Source organism: Marinicella marina (genome assembly GCF_030065545.1).
Taxonomy (GTDB): domain Bacteria; phylum Pseudomonadota; class Gammaproteobacteria; order Xanthomonadales; family Marinicellaceae; genus Marinicella; species Marinicella marina.
The window spans coordinates 146,408-166,337 of record NZ_JASJNC010000003.1 but is presented as its reverse complement, the minus strand read 5'-3'; the positions used below and the strand labels follow the sequence as shown (position 1 = coordinate 166,337).

At 43.5% G+C, this 19,930-nt stretch carries 18 protein-coding genes and 1 tRNA gene; 8 read left to right on the top strand and 11 right to left on the bottom strand.

The genetic code is table 11. The features are described 5' to 3' along the window. Positions 1 to 6: 6 nt before the first annotated feature. Together QNI24_RS05700 and QNI24_RS05695 are read right to left on the bottom strand one after the other, a co-directional pair. Complete coding sequence (locus tag QNI24_RS05700) at positions 7 to 1,926, bottom strand: CRTAC1 family protein (RefSeq protein ID WP_267175439.1); 1,920 nt, start codon at positions 1,924 to 1,926, stop codon at positions 7 to 9. 121 nt (positions 1,927 to 2,047) lie between these two features. Continuing rightward, complete coding sequence (locus QNI24_RS05695; protein WP_267175440.1) at positions 2,048 to 4,585, bottom strand: bifunctional aspartate kinase/diaminopimelate decarboxylase; 2,538 nt, start codon at positions 4,583 to 4,585, stop codon at positions 2,048 to 2,050. A 115-nt stretch (positions 4,586 to 4,700) separates the two neighbouring features. On the opposite strand from QNI24_RS05695, the gene QNI24_RS05690 reads away from it, so the two are divergent. From QNI24_RS05690 to pth, 8 genes are all read left to right on the top strand, one after another. Beyond that, positions 4,701 to 7,070 (top strand): Lon protease family protein, encoded by a 2,370-nt coding sequence (locus tag QNI24_RS05690; protein ID WP_267175441.1) that lies wholly within the window; start codon positions 4,701 to 4,703, stop codon positions 7,068 to 7,070. A gap of 222 nt (positions 7,071 to 7,292) precedes the next feature. After that, on the top strand, positions 7,293 to 8,000 hold the full coding sequence (locus QNI24_RS05685) for a hypothetical protein (RefSeq protein WP_267175442.1): 708 nt from the start codon (positions 7,293 to 7,295) through the stop codon (positions 7,998 to 8,000). Positions 8,001 to 8,044: 44 nt separating this feature from the next. Then, a complete protein-coding gene (gene lolB, locus QNI24_RS05680; protein WP_267175443.1) occupies positions 8,045 to 8,611 on the top strand; it encodes a lipoprotein insertase outer membrane protein LolB in 567 nt (188 codons plus the stop codon). After that, on the top strand, positions 8,599 to 9,432 hold the full coding sequence (ispE, locus tag QNI24_RS05675) for a 4-(cytidine 5'-diphospho)-2-C-methyl-D-erythritol kinase (protein WP_267175444.1): 834 nt from the start codon (positions 8,599 to 8,601) through the stop codon (positions 9,430 to 9,432). The genes lolB and ispE overlap by 13 nt, the downstream gene beginning before the upstream one ends. Positions 9,433 to 9,554: 122 nt before the next feature. Next, positions 9,555 to 9,630, top strand: a tRNA-Gln gene (locus tag QNI24_RS05670). A gap of 56 nt (positions 9,631 to 9,686) precedes the next feature. Continuing rightward, on the top strand, positions 9,687 to 10,640 hold the full coding sequence (locus QNI24_RS05665) for a ribose-phosphate diphosphokinase (RefSeq protein WP_267175445.1): 954 nt from the start codon (positions 9,687 to 9,689) through the stop codon (positions 10,638 to 10,640). A gap of 61 nt (positions 10,641 to 10,701) precedes the next feature. Further along, positions 10,702 to 11,367 (top strand): 50S ribosomal protein L25/general stress protein Ctc, encoded by a 666-nt coding sequence (locus QNI24_RS05660; protein ID WP_267175446.1) that lies wholly within the window; start codon positions 10,702 to 10,704, stop codon positions 11,365 to 11,367. A gap of 63 nt (positions 11,368 to 11,430) precedes the next feature. Next, positions 11,431 to 11,994: an aminoacyl-tRNA hydrolase gene (gene pth / locus QNI24_RS05655; protein WP_267175447.1), complete on the top strand. Its 564-nt coding sequence runs from the start codon at positions 11,431 to 11,433 to the stop codon at positions 11,992 to 11,994. Here pth and metX read toward each other — a convergent pair. The 9 genes from metX to QNI24_RS05610 form a co-directional block, all read right to left on the bottom strand. Continuing rightward, positions 11,982 to 13,076, bottom strand: a complete 1,095-nt coding sequence (gene metX / locus QNI24_RS05650) for a homoserine O-acetyltransferase MetX (RefSeq protein WP_267175448.1) — start codon at positions 13,074 to 13,076, stop codon at positions 11,982 to 11,984. The two genes, pth and metX, sit on opposite strands and share 13 nt — an antisense overlap. A gap of 103 nt (positions 13,077 to 13,179) precedes the next feature. After that, positions 13,180 to 14,130 (bottom strand): hypothetical protein, encoded by a 951-nt coding sequence (locus tag QNI24_RS05645; RefSeq protein WP_267175449.1) that lies wholly within the window; start codon positions 14,128 to 14,130, stop codon positions 13,180 to 13,182. Beyond that, positions 14,127 to 14,984: an ABC transporter ATP-binding protein gene (locus QNI24_RS05640; protein ID WP_267175450.1), complete on the bottom strand. Its 858-nt coding sequence runs from the start codon at positions 14,982 to 14,984 to the stop codon at positions 14,127 to 14,129. Before QNI24_RS05640 ends, QNI24_RS05645 begins: the two co-directional genes overlap by 4 nt. Continuing rightward, entirely contained in the window at positions 14,981 to 15,352 is a 372-nt protein-coding gene (locus QNI24_RS05635) for a GntR family transcriptional regulator (RefSeq protein ID WP_267175451.1), read from the bottom strand. Before QNI24_RS05635 ends, QNI24_RS05640 begins: the two co-directional genes overlap by 4 nt. Before the next feature lies 1 nt (position 15,353). Next, on the bottom strand, positions 15,354 to 15,560 hold the full coding sequence (locus tag QNI24_RS05630; RefSeq protein ID WP_267175452.1) for a hypothetical protein: 207 nt from the start codon (positions 15,558 to 15,560) through the stop codon (positions 15,354 to 15,356). 226 nt (positions 15,561 to 15,786) lie between these two features. Further along, entirely contained in the window at positions 15,787 to 16,242 is a 456-nt protein-coding gene (locus QNI24_RS05625; protein WP_267175453.1) for a hypothetical protein, read from the bottom strand. Beyond that, positions 16,229 to 17,119, bottom strand: a complete 891-nt coding sequence (locus tag QNI24_RS05620) for an ABC transporter permease (protein WP_267175454.1) — start codon at positions 17,117 to 17,119, stop codon at positions 16,229 to 16,231. Before QNI24_RS05620 ends, QNI24_RS05625 begins: the two co-directional genes overlap by 14 nt. Beyond that, positions 17,116 to 18,093, bottom strand: a complete 978-nt coding sequence (locus tag QNI24_RS05615) for an ABC transporter permease (protein WP_267175455.1) — start codon at positions 18,091 to 18,093, stop codon at positions 17,116 to 17,118. The genes QNI24_RS05620 and QNI24_RS05615 overlap by 4 nt, the downstream gene beginning before the upstream one ends. Then, complete coding sequence (locus QNI24_RS05610; protein WP_283708570.1) at positions 18,093 to 19,886, bottom strand: ABC transporter substrate-binding protein; 1,794 nt, start codon at positions 19,884 to 19,886, stop codon at positions 18,093 to 18,095. The genes QNI24_RS05615 and QNI24_RS05610 overlap by 1 nt, the downstream gene beginning before the upstream one ends. Between the last annotated feature and the right edge of the window lie 44 nt (positions 19,887 to 19,930).

Sequence of the window (19,930 nt, the reverse complement as noted above, 5' to 3'; positions counted from 1 at the left end):
CTTGAATCAATCAAATCCATCAGCAAAAAGTATATCGTTTTGCCATTTAATCAGTGCTTTACAGATTTGAGTTTCATTGTCTTGTGTCAGTTCAAATGTGATTCTATCGGTGCCGAAGCTGGTATGGTCGACTGAAAAAACAGCCATGCCATTTGAATCGGTGAAATCACTGTTGCTGACCCCTGTATTGGGCCCCTGAGAAATACTCATGCTGATTTCTTTGTCATTCAAAGGGCTACCATCTAGGTTGTGGGCGTGAACGGTTAGGGCGACAGTTTGTGGTGTTGCTGTGACATAGGCCTGGGTCATGAAGCGGGTGTGACAATACCTTCCGACACTGATTACTTGGTTGGTGTTGATGTTATTGGTGATTTGTTTGGCAGTTCCATCTGGCCAGGTGATGTTGAGTTGATTGACCGTGGTGTCCTCTCCCAAACCAAAATGCTGGGTTATCGGGTTGTTGGAAACATAGTTGTTACCGCCAGAAACTTCTCTGGTTTGTGTCAAGGAAGCGGTTTCAAGGCTGATCTTTGCGTGGTAGGCGTGGGTATTTGAAGTATTGTCAAAAAGTTTAACCCCAAGGTAGTGGTTGCCATTGTTGTTGATGTTTTCATAAAGGCGGTATGCGGCATCATTGGGCATCATGAGAATATCTAAATCTCCATCAAGGTCGTAATCAACACAGCTGACACCGCGGCCTTGTCCCGTGTGATTCAAACCATTGCTAGCAGCCGCTTCAATGAAAGCACCATTGCCAGTTGATAAATACAATTGTGCCGGATCTTCCAGGAACTCCAAGGCAAAGTTTTCGTTGGGAAAACCGTTTTCGTGATAAAGGTCAAGGTGTCCGTCATTATTGAAATCTGCAAAGCAAGCGCCCCATCCCCAATACCCAAAGCGTAAACCAGCTTCATCAGTGGCATCTTCAAAGCCATCAATTGTGCTGCCTGTTCCGGTGTTGCGGTATAGGCGGTTGCCAGAGATGCCCCAATTGGCCTCAGCATCGCCATTGGGATCCCAAATGCTGGTGACAAACCAGTCTAAATCGCCATCATTGTCATAATCTGCCAAGGCAGCGCCCATGCCATTCTCATCGGTGATAAAGGGCGGTTGTGAGATGATATAGCGGGGGTCGCCATTTGTTAAGCCAGTGCTGTAAAAAATTCTGCTAGTACCAAAGTCCGAGGTTAAAAGCACATCCAGCCAGCCATCATTGTTGATGTCAGTTAGATTTGGGGTGAAGGTCCAGCGATCAAAATTGGCATTTTGGCTCAAGCCAAGATAGTCGATAGTGACGTCGCTGAATTGGCCGTTGCCATCATTTTCCCATATCAATTGTTTGCTGGTGGTTTCATCGGCATGCCAATGGGTCATGAATAAGTCCAAATCACCGTCTTTATCTAAATCACCCAATGTTCCGCTGAAACTGGGCATACCGGAATTGAAACCAGAAGTCATTGACTCCATGAAGCTGCCATTACCCAGATTAATGAATAGCCTCACTCGGTTTTCAATGCTGTCACCAGTATTAGGCGTTAGCTGCCCTGCTTTGTTGATTGAGAATACCAATAGATCTAAATCGTAGTCACCGTCAACATCAGCAAAAACAGGTCCTGAACTCAGGACATCAAACAGGTCAACATTGGTAATGGCTGCCACATCAACAAATCTGCCATCGCCTTGGTTTCGAAACAGGGCATTGTGTTGATCACTGCCCCCAACGAGATAGAAGTCGGGATAGCCATCGAAATCGTAATCTTCGACAGCACCGCCAGCGGCAATTTCGGTTGGTTCGCCACGGCGGTCTGCGTTGTTGGTGTGGTTGAAGCTGAGGTTGGATTGGACGGTCACTTCACGAAACAGTTGGCTCTGTGCCACGCCGCTGCAGACCAAGAAATAAGTGATGATTGTGAGTTTTGATTTCAATTGTAGTTTATTTTTTTTCTTCTTAATCCTTTTATAGCAAATTTTTGCTTATGTTTTGAGTTAAAAATAATGTTTTTATGTCTTAGGCCATAAAAAGTGACGCAGTTCCTGTTCTGTTGGCTTATTTGATGATTATTTCCTTGGCTGGTGCCCTTAAATTGTAGTTGGAAGCCATCACCGCACCATAAGCGCCAGCATTGGCTATCAATAAAACGTCCTTAACTTGTGTTTTTGGCATTTTTCTATCAATCCCAAGTACATCACCCGTCTCACACATCGGGCCAACAATGTTGGCGGTGTATTCGTGTGCATCATTGATTTTGGATAAATTGACGATGTTGTGCCAGGCGCCATAAAGAGCCGGTCTTATCAAAGAATTCATGCCAGTCTCAATACCAATATAGCCTTGCTTACCTTTCCACTTGGTCTGCGTCACTTTAGCCATAAGTACACCACAATGTGCCACCAAGAATCGACCTGGCTCCATCCATATTTTGATGTTTGGGTGATCGGCTTTGAAGGCCAACAGTGCGGTATTGAGCTGTAACAAATCCAAACCCAAATCACCTGGGTTTTCTCTGATGCCCAGGCCACCGCCCACGTTGATGATTTCAACCTCTGGAAAGTGTGGCAAACAACTACCAAGATAGTCAGCAATTCTGGCCCAATTGCTGTGGTCCAATATGCCACTGCCAGAGTGAGCGTGTAAGCCAATGACTGAGATTTGATTTTTTTCACAGAACTCAGCAACCCGCTCAACGTCATCAGCAGGGATGCCAAACTTTGAATGTACCCCGGCAGTTCGTACATAACGATGATGGCCGCTGCCATGACCCGGATCCAAGCGTAAAATCACTGCTTTGTGCTTAAAAATCTCAGGATAGTCGAACAGCAGCGAGGGGTTATCAATGGTGACGTGAATGCCCTTTTCTATTTCATCACGGTACTCATCAATGGGTGCAAAATTGGGTGTGAATAGAATGTGCTGAGGACTGATTTCGGGACACACTGATTGTACCCTCTGAATTTCCATGGGAGAGACCGTTTCTAGGCAAACTCCATTTTGGTACATGAAACGTAAAACATCCGGATGTGAGTTGGCTTTACTGGCATAGTAAAATCGATCCACGGCAGACAGTTTTTTGATTTGTTCGATTTGTCCTTTGATGGTGGGCAAATGATAGGCATAGCAGGGTGAGTGTTCTTGAGCGATAGATAACAACTCACTGGCTTGGTTTTGCCACCAAGCGGTGGTGACTGTTGGCTTGGCTTGTTTTTCTTGTACCAGCTCAGTCCAAGTGGGGCCAAAATCATCAATTTCTTTGTCTTCAATGATCAACACTTCATGTAAAGCACGCACCAATTTATCGGCTTGGTCCTCATCAACCACAAATGTTTGGTTTAAGTCATTGGATGATTGGGTTGTGATGTGTACGCGTTGATCGGCATAGCTGGACAACACGGGCGCAATTTTATCAGCCAAAGCACGGATGCGATAACCAACCAAAGTCACTGCTGAACAGTTTTTAATCACGGTCACCTCACACAGGGTACTCAATGCGTCTTTGAGCGCCTTCAGTTTGGATGTTGTCAGTACGTTATCCATGTTATCCAACGATATGGTGACGTTGGTCTGAGCCGTTGAAACCAAATCTATAGACAATCCGAGTTCTTTGTAAATGGCAAAGATATCACCCATAAATCCAGCTTGATGCCACATATTGATCGATTCCATAGAGACCAATGTGACTTGATGGCGGGCATTGATGGCTGAGACTCTGGGTTTGGTGGGGCTGTATTCATGCGCCAATACAGTACCGACCTTTTCTGGATCATTGGTGTTTTTAATCAATAACGGAATGTTGTGTTGCTCAACTGGTAAAATACAGCGCGGATGTAATACCTTACCGCCACTGGCAGCGATTTCTCTTGCTTCTTGATAGCCCAGTTTAAGCAGCAGTCGGGCGCTCGGAATGCTGTGTGGGTTGGCACTGAATATGCCATGCACATCAGTCCAAATTTCAAGTTGCTTGGCATGCAATAACACCGCCATGTAAGCCGCACTGGTGTCTGAACCGCCGCGGCCTAATAAAACGGTTTTGTGGTTGCAGTTACTGACATAAAAACCTGGCATGACATAAAAATTTTCAGTCAGTTTTTCACTCAGAATGTCGTTTCTTGCGACCCGGCATTTGGCCGACAGAATTTGAGATTCAGTGCTTCTTTGATCATCAGTAGAGCTGATCAAGCATGATTTTGGATCAAGGCTTGCTGTTTCTATTTGGGTATTTAAATAAGCCACCCCCAGTACATGTGTGCACTGTTCACCCAGCGCCAGGAGTTCTGCTTGTTGCCACAAGTCTAGGGTTGGTTTTTCCACCAATGATTTAAGTTTCTTTAATTGTTCAGAAACCAGTTGTAATTCGACTTTAAGTTCTTTGCAAAGGGTGTTTAGTTTGTCTTTAAAGGGTGTATAGATGTCATCATTGTTGGTGATTTTTTTGGTCAGTAAATCAGTCAAACCCTGCGCCGCCGAGTGCACCAAAACCACTTTGTATCCAGCGGCCAATCGCTGTTTGACTGTTGCCAAAATGACTTTCCATTTGGCCAAATTAGAGACAGACGAGCCGCCGAACTTCAATACCACCCACGTGTTCAAAATATCACCATTATTTGATGTTAAAAAAGGCAAACTTTAGGTAAAAAAAATCAATCATGCAAGTAATATCGTTTATTATGCCCAATAGTTCTAAACAAATGACTCGTTTTTTATTATGACTGAACATACAAAACTCAAATGGCAACAAGTAAGGTGGCAATGTGATGCCAGTGATCTTGGCTTTAAAAACACCAAAGAAGTGGCGCCTGTTGAGGTCATCATCGGTCAAGATGATGCCCTAGAGGCGCTGAAATTTGCCATCGAGTGTCACGCTTACGGTCAGAACGCTTTTATCAGGGGGCTCAGTGGCACCGGTCGAATGAGCATGGTTTCTAAAATCTTGCAAGAGGTCAACCCACAGGTTGTCAACAAGCTTGAACACTGCTACGTTACCAATTTTAAACAACCGGATCGGCCCAATTTAATCAGTCTTCCGGTTGGTGATGGTCGTAAGTTTGAACGCATGATGCAAAGCTTGGCCAAGTTCATTGCAGAGGACATCCAAAAGTCACTTGAGTCAGATGAGCTGCAAACAAAAAAAACACGGTTAGAAGAACAACTTAACAGCCAAGTTGAGCAGTTAACTCAACCGTTTGAAAAAGAGTTGAGCCAACATTCCTTGGCCATGATCAATATCAACACCCAACAAGGCCAGCAAACTTTGATTGCGCCAGTTGTTGAAGGTGAAGTATTAGATCCCAATGCATGGCAACAGAAAATAGCAGCCAAAGCCATTGATGACAAACTGCAAAAAGAACTGATGCAAGCACAACAAATCTACAGTAAAAAATTAGAAGAATTGGGGCGTTCGGTCAATGAAATACGTGAAGCGGCCAATATTGAAGTGACCAATCTGTTGGAGAACCACGTTTCAGATCTCATTGATAACGAAATTGCAAAGTTTGAATCTGCATTCAGTCATGCCAAAGTGGCTGAATATTTGGCGGCAGTCAAGGCCGATTTAATTGAACAATTCTTTTATAAAAATGCCCAAAACATCAATCCTGCTGAACGCTATTCAGTCAATTTGTTGTTGGCATTGGACGACAGCAGCAATTGTCCAGTGGTAATCGAGCGCGTCCCTTCGATGCAAAACTTATTGGGCTCAATTGAAAGTAAGTGGGGCGAAAAGGGACCGGAGATGGCTGATCATCAAAGCATCGTTGGCGGTTCTTTATTGCGCGCTGACGGTGGTTATTTAGTGGTTGATGCGCGTGAACTTTTGGCCGAACCTGGTGCTTGGAAAACCCTAATCAGAACCATTAAGAATGAGCTGTTAGAAATAGTGCCTGCTGAGATGAGCTGGCCATTTGGTAAGGCATCTTTGAAACCTGAACCCATTCCTGTGAATATCAGGGTGATATTAATTGGTGACTCAAGTCTCTACTACATGTTGGACAACAACGACCCTGATTTCCCAGAATTATTCAAGGTTTTAGTGGACTTTGATTCAGTGATTGATCGTGATCAAGAAGGTTTTAATAATTACGCTGGTATCATCGCTAAAATCATCGAAGAGGATGGCTTGATGCCATTCAATGCGGCTGCGGTCGCTAGATTAATAGAGCATGGTGCTCGAGTTTGCTCGCAAGACGAAAAGCTCACTGCTAAATTCTCGCGGGTGGCTGACTTGGCTCGTGAGGCGCATTTTCTAGCCAGTAAAGAGAACAAGCGGGTGGTCACAGGTACACATGTGTCTGATGCCATCAAAAGAACCAAAAAACGGGCAGGGCTCTCTTCCAGAAAATTTCAAGAACGGCTTCAAGATGGCACCATCAATTTAGATACTGAGGGCTACACTGTTGGACAAATCAATGGTTTAGCAGTGATTCATGCTGGGCCAATTGTTTATGGCTTTCCTTCACGCTTAACAACCACCATTGGACCAGGCCGAGCTGGGGTTATTGACATTGAGGGCATGGCCGGTAAATCAGGATCAATTCACACCAAAGGCTTTCACATTTTAGGTGGTTTATTGCGCTACATGTTACCGGTGGAACACCCCCTGACTTTCTCAGCGTCTATCGCTTTTGAACAAAGTTATGGTGGTATTGATGGTGATTCAGCATCGGGCGCTGAGTTTTGTTGTTTGATATCTGCTTTGACTCAGATTCCAATCAATCAAGGCTTTGCCATGACCGGTGCGATTGACCAACATGGTCGGGTTCAAGCCATTGGCGGGGTGAATGAAAAAATTGAAGGTTTTTTTGATACCTGTCATCACCGTGGTTTGACAGGTAAACAAGGGGTGATCATTCCACAGTCAAATGCAGGTGAGCTGATGTTGCGGCATGATGTGCAACAAGCCTGTAAAGACGGCTTATTCTCAATTCATGCAGTGGCCCATATTGGTGAGGCTATGGAAGTACTGATGGAGCAACCTGCTGGTGTGCTGGTTGGCGGTGAATATGCAGCGGGTACTATCATGGAAAAAGCCATGCAAATGGCCAAAATATATTGGCAAAATACCCAAGCAAAAGGTTAGAATTGTGACCCGATTCACATAGTTTGTGTTGTTTTTTAAGAATTCGTTATATCTTTATGATATTGCTTGTTCTTTTTAAATCTGTTTGTTATTATAATTTAAAGTGAAACTAATTCATTTTTGAGCGGTCTTATAGTTTCAGTAGCATTTTGGGGTAAGAAGGTGTCACACAGGTCATTTAAAACGGTTGTTGGGTTTTTAGCATTTAGCTTTTGCTCCGTCGTGATTGCTGATGATTTAAAGACCTTTAAACCATTTGATTTATCCACCAGTAAATCCCTGACCAGCAGCAACCCTCGATTCAGCGAACCTGATGATTTCTTTCAAAACTCCCTCAATTCGAACACAACTAACGGTTATGACTTTTTGCAGCAACACGACAAAGGTTATCATTTAACGACCAATGATTCAGGTGTCTTTGGGCAGGAATTAGTGGTTGGAATGAAATTTGCTGATTGGTTGTCTTTGCGTTTGAATGTTATAGAGTCAGATGATAACCAATTATTAAACGGTTTCAACCGCAGCAGCTACCTCAATAACCAATCTGATTCAGATTTAGCAGGTTATCAACTGGGTGTTTCCTCTGTGCTCAACATCAGTCAAAACTGGCGCTTGGGTTTTGATGTGGGAATGGGTCGAGTTGGTGGCGATTTAGTGGGTTTGTACCAAGATCAGCTCCAAACTACTCGACTTGGAGTGGGAGTCAGAAATAAACGTTTTGGCGCCACTTTCCAGTCGGACTTCATGAGTAATACCATGAATGATAGGCTGGAACAATCGACCATGGATTTACAGGTTGATTGGCATTTTACTAAGGATGGCACCATCTCATTTGGTGCACGCCGCAGTGTCAATGAAAACAATGCAGCGACCAGTGTGGATAATTTGACCGGTACTGTGCCGTACATCAAATTCAAACACAACTTATAATTCCCCTTACTAAATCACAGTCACTTTCTTGGTCAAGATCAATCATGTCTAAACTGAGTTTCATTTTATTGTTGTTACTGCTTTTAGCAGCTTGTCAACCTCGGTCAATCAAACCCAGTAAAGTTGCTAGCTGGGTGCCACTTGATGTAACAGTGGATTATCAAATCATCGGCAAAATGTCTTTTTCTGATGGCCAGGATGGCGGTTCTGGTCGACTCAATTGGCAACAACAACAAGGTTTTGTGTCAGCCCAATTGAAAGCACCCTTGGGTGTTAAGAGTTGGCAGATTGCTGAATCACCTGCTGGTGCAAAACTCATCAGTGCAGAGGGTTTAGAGTCATATGCTGAGTCTGCCACTTCACTGATCAGTCATCAACTGGGTTGGGCAGTGCCTTGGGTGGCATTGAAGTCTTGGGTCATTGGCCAAGCTTTTGATGATACAAATCAACTCAAGCAGAATGATTCTGGTGATTTTGTTTTACAAGAACAGGGTTGGGAAATCACTTACAGTCGATTCCAAACATTTGAAGCAGGTATATTGCCCATGAGAATGACCGCACGCAAAAACAATTTCACCATCAAGATTGCTGTTAAATCATGGAACTGGTAACACATACTTTCCTCAGCCCCGCCAAAATAAACCTCATGCTGAGGATTTTGGGTCAACGTCAAGATGGTTATCACGAACTTCAAACATGCTTCCAGATTCTCAATTGGGGAGATGAAATTCAGTTCAAACCTTTCACAAGTGCCGAACCAAATGCAATAAAAATCACTGGATTTGAACGACTGAAACCAGAAGATAATTTAATACATAAGGCAGCTCAACTGCTTAAGCCCCTGGCAAATAACACAACCAGTTGGCAGCTTGCGGTCACTAAGAATATACCAATGGGTGCTGGCTTGGGTGGTGGCAGCTCAAATGCAGCAGTGGTGTTGAAGTTTCTCAACGATGCTTGGCAATGCGGTATGCATGAAAAAGCACTTGCTGAACTGGGTGTGAGGCTGGGTGCGGATGTGCCTGTATTCTTATCTAACAGCAGTGCAGTAGCCACTGGTATTGGTGATGTATTGGTGCCCACTGCATTTAATACCCCACACATATTGTTGTTGTTTCCTGAGACTTCAATCAGCACCAGCGAAATGTTTAAGCACAAAGCATTGAATCGATCACAAGCTACATTAAAAGCCAGTTATTTACAGCGCCCCAGTTTTTGGATCAATGATTTTTTCCCTTTGGTGTTAAAGACCAATCATGAGGTCAACAATGTATACCAAAAGCTCAGTCCAAGCATGCCAATCAGGCTTTCAGGCAGCGGTTCAACCTTGTTTGTGTTGTTCGATGACATATCAGCAGCTGAGGACGCATATCGACTGGCCAAATGCGTTTGTAAGGCGGTGTTAACAAAACCATTGGCAAAAGAAGCTTAATTCTTGTTAATTTTTTTGTTTTTAGCCTTTGCAATAAAAAAATATCTGGTTATAATATGCCGCCTTTGGCGTAGATTGTTATGCGCCAAAAGCGAAGCACTTGTATAGAGTACTTCAAGTATTGGGATGTCGCCAAGCGGTTAAGGCACCAGGTTTTGATCCTGGCATGCGAAGGTTCGAATCCTTCCATCCCAGCCATATACTGTAATGCCCGCTCATGTCAGCGGGCATTGTTTTTATCAGAGGCAGTAAAAATGTTTGATCGGGGTATCAGGTTGTTTTCAGGCAATGCCAATCCGGCATTGGCTCAGAAAATTGCTGATAATTTAGGCGTTCCTTTGGGACGTGCTAAGGTCGGCCGGTTCAGTGATGGCGAGGTTTCTGTGGAAATCAGAGACAACGTCCGTGGACAGGACATATTTTTAATCCAGCCTACTTGTCGCCCAACGGCTGATAATTTCATGGAGTTGGTGGTCATGGTCGATGCTTTGAAACGTGCATCAGCTAAAACCGTTACTGCAGTGATCCCATATTTTGGTTATGCCAGACAAGATCGAAGACCACGCTCTTCTCGTGTGCCAATTACAGCTAAAGTTGCTGCTAAGATGATTGCAGCGGTTGGTGTGGATCGGGTACTTACTGTCGATTTGCATGCTGATCAGATTCAGGGCTTTTTTGATATACCAGTGGATAATGTGTATGCATCACCATTGACTTTGGCTGACATGTGGCAACGTTTTGACAGTGAGGAGGTAACGATTGTATCACCAGACATTGGTGGTGTGGTTAGAGCCAGAGCCATTGCCAAGCGATTGGGCTGTGAGTTAGCCATCATTGATAAGAGAAGACCTAAGCCAAATATGGCAAAGGTGATGAATATCATCGGTGATGTCAAAGATAAGATTTGTATTCTTGTTGATGACATGATTGATACTGCAGGTACTTTGTGCGCGGCTTCCACAGCGCTGAAAGAGTGGGATGCGAAAGCGGTACATGCCTATTGTGTGCACCCAGTATTATCTGGTGATGCCATTAAGAACATTGAGAATTCAGGTCTTACTGAGTTGGTGGTTACAGATACCATTCCGCTCAGACAAGAAGCACTTGATTGTAAAAAAATTCGTCAATTGTCCGTGGCAGAAATGCTGGGCGAGACAATCAGACGCATCGCTAATCGAGAATCGGTTAGCTCTATGTACATCGATTGACAAAGTCGATTATTTTATGTCCTGGTCGCAAGGACATTAACGAAAATTTAGGATAAATATTATGGCAGTTTTTAAAGTAGAAGCCGAATTGCGTGATGATGTAGGGAAAGGTGCGAGCCGCCGCTTACGCCACGCCGGTTTAATACCCGTTGTTTTATACGGCGGTGACAGAGACCCAAGAAACTTAACCTTGGAACACAATAAAGTGCTCCATATGGTTGAAGATGAAGCTTTCTTTTCTAGCATCATTGAATTTTCAGCAGATGGTGGTAAAAAGCAAAAAGTGGTCTTGAAAGATGTGCAAAGACACCCCTCAAAACCAGTCATCATGCACATGGATTTCTTGCGTGTGAATGACAAACAAGAAATCACCATGCAAGTGCCTCTGCACTTCTTAGGTGGTGAAGAATCTCCTGCGGGCAAATCAAGCAAGGTGATGATTGATTATCAAATGAATGAAGTTGAAATCATTTGTTTACCTGGTGCATTGCCTGAGTATATTGAAGTTGACGTGGCTGAATTCAGCGCCGGTGACAACTTACACTTAAGTGATATTAAATTACCTGAAGGTGTAGCGCTTGTCGCATTCACCCATGGTGATGATTCTCATGATGCCGTTGTGGTGTCAACTTCAGCCATTGGTCAGGTTGAAGAAGCAGTATCTGAAGATGAAGCGCCAGCTGCTGATGAAGTTGAAGCAACTGAGCAGTCTAAAGATTCTGAATAAGATTAATTTAGGCTCAATCAAGGGTGGTGATTCTCACCACCCTTGTATCCTCTGAATAATCCCATGCAAGTCATTTTTGGCTTAGGTAACCCTGGTGAAAAATACCAATCCACTCGGCACAATGCCGGTTTCTGGTTTGTTGATGCTCTGGCTGCCACACATAATGCAACCTTTAAGACAGAAAAAAAGTTCAAAGCTGAAGTAGCCACCATCAACCACATGGGTCAAAAGTTATGGCTGGTTAAGCCACAAACTTTTATGAATTGTTCGGGTCAAAGTGTCATTCCTTTTATTAAATTCTATCGCATACCAATAGACCAGGTCCTGGTTGCTTATGACGAACTGGATATTCCTGCAGGTACCGCCAAATTAAAACGTGGTGGAGGTCACGGCGGACACAATGGATTGCGTGACATCATTCCTGGTATGGGTTCTGAATTTAAGCGTTTGCGCATTGGTATTGGTCACCCAGGAGATAAATCAAAAGTTACACCATGGGTGTTGGGTCGACCCAGTTTGAACGATGCCATTGAGATTGAGCGTTGCATTGACAAATGCGTCAAAGAAGTGGATAACCTGCTCAAAGGTGATTGGGATCGTGCTATGAAAAACATTCACACCGTCTGATTTAAGTAATCTCCAACTAATCCTGAAAACACATCTTGGTCCACTAGAAAAGCATCATGGCCTTGAATTGAATCCGTGATGCTCAGCTGCGCAGAACAATCTATATCTATCAATTTTTGATAAAGCCCTTGTTGTAAATCAACTGGAAACAATAAATCCGTGTGCGCCCCTATAACTAATGCTGATTGCAAGTTGACGCCGTGAAGTGGATTTTGACTTTGTTTGGTGGCATAAGCATCGCCATTGAACCAATCCATGGCGCGCGATAAGTAAAGGTAGCTGATGGGATCAAATTTATGGATGAATTGATTGGCATGATGCTCCAGGTAACTTTCCACTGGAAACTCGATGCCAAAATCATGCTCAGGAACTTGCTTCAAAGAACGCGGAAATCGTTCCCGCCATTCAGCTGCAGAACGGTAACTTAGCATGCCAATTTTACGGGCAAATTTCATTCCTTCCTCAGGCCAGTTGGCGGCAGAATAATAGCCTTTGTTGAAGTTTTCGTCTTTTAATATGGCTTCGCGTTGCAGCGATCTAATGGCAGTACTGAAAGGGGGTGAGGCCATGCCTGAGGCGATATGTATGAGGTGTCTGGAATAATTTTTGTGATTCAGTAATAAAGCCAACGCAGTCATACCACCCATCGACGGCCCGACAGTGGCATGTAATTGATCAATGCCTAATGACTCACAAAGCATTTTACTGGAATTGGCAATGTCTTCTAGAGTGAGGTCTGGAAAGTCAAAACGATAAGGTTGACCAGTGGCTGGATTCGGAGAGCAGGGACCGGTTGAGCCTTTACAACTGCCCAAAGAACTGGCACAAATAACGAACCATTGGTTGGTGTCGATGGCTTTATCAGGGCCAATCATGTATTCCCACCATCCAGCGGTGTCATGCGCTGAATGACTGGCAGCATGTGAGTCAGCTGAAAGTCCTGTCAGAATCAGAACCGCATTGTTTTTATCGGGACTCAGTTTTCCCCAAGTTTCATAGGCCAATATGCCGCCTTCAATTAGTCCACCACGGTGAAATCTGAAGTTATCAGGTATTTGAAATAATTTGAGGTAATTGGCCATTTTTTTCCCAAAAGAAAACGGCCATAAATAATTTGGCCGTTGTTTGGGAGTTATTGTACCAAAATTGAGACCACAGGTTAAGTAGTCTCTATTCTAAGGGGTTTTAGGTGGTGTTTCTGAAGCGGCGAACGTAAATGGCCACAGCAGTCATGATGATGCCAAATACGGCACCGTAGTACAAATCTGGGTTAGAGAAACCGTTCATCATTGATACGATGACTTCAGAACCAGTTTGTTCTGTGGCATCAAAATCAACCGATTCAGCACTGAATTCAAGACCTGAAGTAAATGGTGAGAAGCCTCTTGCTAAGTAGATGCCTATCGTTTTGAATACCCCGGCTTGCAACATATTGAAATTAACCAGTGCATTATACCAATACCAAATAAAACCAAACATGACCGGGACGAATACCGCTATCAAGAATGGTCTGCGTTTTGAGAATGATGAGGCAAACAGGAACCAGCCATAAACAGGTAATAGCCACAGCGCTTGCATCAGGCAACCTACTGTAAAGGCCCCCCAATTGTTGATGTAATTAACATTGGCCCACAACACAGTAAAAGGATTGATACCAAATAAAAGCAGAATCAAGCTTAAAACCACAAAAAACAGCAAGTGACTGACAATGACTCCAGCAACAAAGATCAGTGGCGTCACAATGGTTGCGGTCACTAATTTGGATAAAACAGTTTGTGTGTCTGATATGGGCAATGACTTCCAAAATAATATGCTGCCATCTTTGCGGTCATCATACAGACTACCCAACATATAGAAAAATAAGATAAAAAAGAGCACAAAGTGATACAAAGAGGCGCTGCCTAACATGAAGACGTCTATTCCGAATTGTATTTTCGCTGGGTCAACGCTGTCCAGAGATTTGGCACCGAAATCTGCCAATTCACCACCGCTCATTTTCATCGCAAAACGATCAGTGGTTAAATAGAATAGGATTAAAATCACCGACATCACAATACCAATTATCAATGGTGTTTTTAAAAATGCACCACGATGTTCCCAATATTCTCTTATTAATAAAGCTTTAAAAGTTTTCATGCCTCTTCCTCCTGCATCAATGCCACGAACAAATCTGAAACCGATGGTCGCTGAACGTCACCTAAAGTTTCGATCACGTCTCTTGAGCTCGATTTGAATAACATGATGTGCTTACCAAATACTTTGCGAATGGTCAGTGGTTTGTGGTTCAGGGCTTCTTGATAGTTTTCTTGACTGACCATGACCTCAAAATAAGATTCATTGAGCTCTTCCATGTTGGCATCCAAGACGATTTCACCCTCTCTGATAAAGACCACGTCGGTTAATATGTGTTCAATTTCTTCAACCTGATGGGTGGTGATGATGATGGTTCTCTCATTATCAAAATAATCATTGAGTAAGTTGTCATAAAATTGTTTCCTGAATAAGATATCCAAGCCCAGTGTCGGTTCATCAAGGACCAACAATTTGGCATCAATTGACATCACAATTGCTAAGTGTAATTGTGCGGTCATACCTTTCGACAATTCTTTGACTTTGTGATCCATGTTGACCTTGGTTTTTTTCAAAAAGGCTTTTGCCTGTTCGATTGAAAAATTAGGATGGGTGTCTTCTGTGAAACTCAACAATTGAGAGACTTTGATCCATTTGGGTAAAACGGCCACATCAGCGATAAAACAAATTTCTTTCATCAGTTCATCGCGTTTCTTAAAAGGGTCTATACCTAGAACACGCAAATCACCATCGCATGAGTCCAATCCCAAAACAGATTTCAGTAAAGTGGTTTTGCCGGCGCCATTGGGGCCGATTAAACCAACAATTTTGCCTTTATCGATACTGATGTTGACGTCTTTCAGTGCCTGGAAGTTGCCGAACTTCTTGTTGACGTTTTGTGCCGTTAATATTTGACTCATTGATTGCTCCCGATTTCTTTTAACGAGTTAATTAATTGGTTGGTGTCCACATTTAAATGTTTAATTTTGGTGAGTATTTTAGGCCAATCTTCATTGATAAATTGCTCATTTTCATTGAATTGTAGTTTCTTTACCGCACCTTCTTGCACGAACATTCCCAAACCACGTTTCTTTTCAACCAGTTCTTCCTCAACCAAGATTTGGTAGGATTTTGAAACGGTGATTGGGTTGACTTTGTAGTCCATGGCCACTTGTCTGACAGAAGGCAAGGAATCACCCTCTTGTAAATCGCCGGAAAGGATCATGTCCCTGATTTGGTCTTTCAGTTGTAGGTAAATTGGTTCCTTGTCATTCCACTGGAAACTCATATCAGCCTGCCACTTTAGGTAACAAAATAACCATGGCTTGCTTCAGTGGTTGAGCAGACTTGGTTTTTTCTTTGATTACTTGTTTAATTGGCTGCTGTTCAGTGAGCGTAGCCTGGTTAGGGGTGATGATATAGCTCAATGCCACAGATGACAGCAATGACAGAAAAAGTATCGCCACAACCAATATGTTTTGTTTTGTTTGACTCATATTACACCTACAATTTTCCTCAGGTGTATTACTATACTACAACACTACCAAAATAGTCAAGTATGCCATAAGTCACCTTGATACAGACTGTTCACAGTTATTGCCGTTTGCCAAGGCTTTGAATCAGTAACATTAGCTATGAAAAACAGGCAAAAACTTACCACTTATTGACCTGTCAAACAGACTGTCAGTGATGGTTTGATTGAGAATATAAACTGTTTATGATTCAGCGGTACTCGCCAGAGGTGCCAGGTACCTTATAAAGACTGCCTTTTTTAATCACTCGTTCGTCGCGGAAATTTTCAGCGTACAGGTAACAATCCAGCACATATGGTAATTCAGATGGTTGATTGCTGAGGGCGAAGTTGGCTGGTTTTTCCCAGTTGATATCGATGGTTTCTTTGGCGTAGTTAGTTAAATCAGGTAAAGCCACTTGCTCAAATTGAATGGCGCTGAGGTCTTTGATGGCCAATTGACAATTGAGTTGATTGTTTTCGCGGGTGGTTTTGTTACGGTGGCTGATTCGAAGCTTAAGGTTTTGTAGGCTGATATCGAAGGCGACTATTTCAACCAACGGCCTGAGGTCTTGTAACTCGGATCTGGGTACACGTGAGCCACAAGCAGCCAGAAATAATACTAAGGTGAGAAAAACGGCAGCGATGAATGGGTTATTTTTTTTCATGATTTTTTTGTAATTTCGGGTCAAGCGCATCTTGAATGGCATCAGAGAATAAATTAAATCCAATCACCAGTATAAACAATAATAAGGAAGCTGCCAGAAAATTATTGAAGTAACCGGCTTGGATGTCATTGGTGGCCTCTGCAATCATCAAACCCCAACTGATGCCCTCCTTGATGCCTAAGCCCAAGAAACTAAGAATCACTTCTGTTTTTATGGCAGAAATGAATACAATGGTGGCTTGGATGATGATTAAATGATTGGTGTTGGGTATGATGTGCCGAAATAACAGGTGTACAGGGTTGAATCCGATGGCAGTGGCCGCTTCAACAAATGCCAGTTGTTTGAGTTTAATCACTTCTGCCCGAATCAGTCTGGCTGTGGTGGTCCAAAAAACCGCAATCATGGCTAGGTGCATGGCCCAGGCATGGCCTTGCATGGCAAATGCAACAGCGGCCACCAGCAAATAAAATGGGATGGCATCAATCACCCCCATCAGCCACAACAGTACACCATCAATCCAAGTGTCGTTAAAAAAACCTGCGAGGGCACCAATTAACAGCCCCAGAAAAATTGCAAACACTGTAACTACAACGCCCACCTCAAAAGCCACTTGGGTGGCATAAATACCACGTTCAGCGATGTCTTGACCAATGGCGTTGGTGCCAAACCAATGCTGTAGGGAAGGGCCTTGATTGAAGTCATCTGAGATGGCGCTCCATTCAGTGCCCCAAAGACCAAACCAGACACCAATAACAACCAATAAGTATAAAACCACAATAAGTAAGCCTAAAATTCCCCAACGGTCTTTCATGAAGTGCTGTCTAGACTGTTGCCACAGGCTCAGATTAAGTCTGGAATGCGCCGGCTCGTTAATCACTTTTGTGTGGCTCCCATGCGAGGATCAAATAAACGATAGAGAATTTCAGCACCAATCAAGACCAAGACAAATAAAACAGCGGTCAGTCCAACAATGGCTTTCAAAACTGGTTGATCGCCGGCAATGATGGCCTCGTAAGTAATGAGGCCAACCCCAGGTATGCCAAAGTAGCTTTCCAGCAACAATGAACCACTGATAATGACCATTGGAATTGAGAAAAGGGTTCGGGTTATGATGGGTACCATGGTGTTCTTAAGCAGCAGTTGGTAATAAATCTTTTGATCACTGTGGCCGAAGGCGCGGGCAGTATTGATGTGGTCTTTATTGACTTCATCAGCCAATACGGCGCGATAAAAACGGGTGTTATACCCCAGTGAAATAAGCACCAAGGCGATGGTCGGCACGGTGACATAATTAAGGTATGCCAGCCAGCTGAACTGTTCGTTCTTGTCATGTACTTGCCAGCCGCGCACTGGAAACAAATCCAGACCATAACTGGATGAAAAGATCAATTGACAGCCAATAATAATAACCAAAAATGAAACACTCATTCCAATGACTGAAAAAGTCATGATGGTTTTGTCTGGCCACTTGCCACGATTTTGAACGGCCTTCATGGCCAACAGGATGGCTAATATATTGCCTATTATGAAACCGGGAAGAAGCAACTGAATTGAGACGGGGATGGCACCTTGCAGCAATTCTGTAACCGGCTGATCTTTCACCATGGAAAGGCCAAAGTCCAGCGTTATCAATTGCTGTACATACATCAAATACCTATGCCAGAAGGGTTGATCGTAGCCCAGTGAGTGTCTGACTTCAGCAATGGCAGTGGCGGTAGGATTCTTGCCTAATAATTCATAGGTCAGGTCCGGCCCAAAATAGACCATCAATGTAAAGGATATTAGGGTGACGCCAAACAACAATGGGATGCCACCAATCAATTTTCGGCAAGCAAACCACCAGCTATTCATTACTGCACGTCAACGAAGCGCAAATGAAAACCACCCACAATTTCACGATCTGGAAAAGTGATGATGTTCTTGTGCCACAAATGTATTTTCTTTCTTGATAAGCCTGAGATAACCACACAATCATCAATCACCATTTGATTCATTTGTCGGTAAAGTGCCGTTCGCTGTGCTGAAGGTAGCATGGTACTGGACTGCTCAAATAAGGCATCGAATGCGGGGTTCTGGTAGTTGAAATTATTAGAGCCAGGGGTTTGGTTTGGCCCATAGAACAACTGTAAAGTATTCTCTGCATCAGGGTAATCCAAAGTCCAACCGAGGAAGAAAAAAGGGGCTTCACGATTCTTGATGGCTTGATTGAAATTACCAAAACTGGGGTATGGGTGGTATTTTATTTTTTGATTGGGGTAGCCTACCTGGTTCAAAAATCCACGCATCTGTTCAAAAAACTGTTTTTGTAAGACGCTGCCTGTTACATGATATTCAAACTCGGGCAAATTTTGCGTTTGCCAGCCGTTATCAGCCAGCATTTTCTTGGCTGCCATTAAATCCTTTTCTATGCTTGCGGTAGACAAATCGGCATCATACTCAGGAACAGCCGGAGGGATGATGCCCGGAAAAATGGTGCCCAGACCAAAGTAGAACGCCCGGTTCTTTTGTTGCCAATCATGAGCGCTTCTGATGGCACAACGCAAAGCTTTGTTCTTGTTGTTTTGTGCGGCATCAGGGTGGTAACCAAAAACTGGGTCAGCCATATTAAAGCCATGATAGACAAATCCGGCCTCCATGCCATAGCTGTGGTGGTATTCACTGGTGATTTTTGGATGCAACTCAATCGGGTCTTTACGCAGCAAAACGGTGTTTTGTTTGTCTTTAGGAACGGTGGTGTAATGGATTTCACTGCCTTTGGTAAAGGATTGCCAACGGGAAGATGATTCATTGATAAAATGTACTTCGAGGCGATCTAAAAAAGGCGGTGAACGATCAGCCAGGGCCTCTAAACCATATCCCTCATGACGAGCTGCCGAATAACCTTCAGCAGTCAAATCCAATGGTTCTTGCCGAAAATCGGGATTGCGCAGTAAATAAGCGGCTTCAGAGTTAAACTGATCCAAGATAAATGGGCCTGAGCCAATTGGTTTTGAGCCAAACTCAGCACCCAAAGATTCTACCACCTCACGGGGTGTGATGGCAGCAAAGCCCATAGCTAGGGAGTAGATGAGCTGCGGATAAGGTTGCAATAAGCTGATTTGAATGGTGTGATCATCCAAGCTTTTCAAGCCTTCAACGTCTTTATCATAATCGGCCCCAGCTTGTTTCCAGTCATCCAGTCCGATTATTTTGTTTTGCCAGAGCCAAGCCCCTGATGCCCTGTTCTTAGGGTCAAATGATCGCTTGATTGAATAAATAAAATCTGCGGCCACAATCTCGCGCCCTACACCATCTTTGAAAGCGGGGTGAGGATGAAATTTAACCCCTTTTTTGATGCTTATGGTGTAGGTCAAGCCATCATCACTGATTTGCGGCATTGTGGTGGCTAAGTTGGGTTTCAATTGAAAAGGACGAGCCAAATACTGATAGCTGTAGAGGGTATCAAAAATGTTAACCACCAACAGGTTGCTGTAGACTGATGAGGCCTTTATGGGATCAAGACTGGTTGGCTTACCATCGATGGAATGGCGGTAGACTTTTTCTGTATCAGCGGTATTTTTCTCAGGCGTGTTTTGCTGCTCCTGACAGCCGCTTAATAGCAAAACCAAGAGTGATAAATACAGCAGATATTTAGTGTCAGCCATCATGTCTTGTCTAATTTTGTAGGCCTATGATTATAACTGGATAA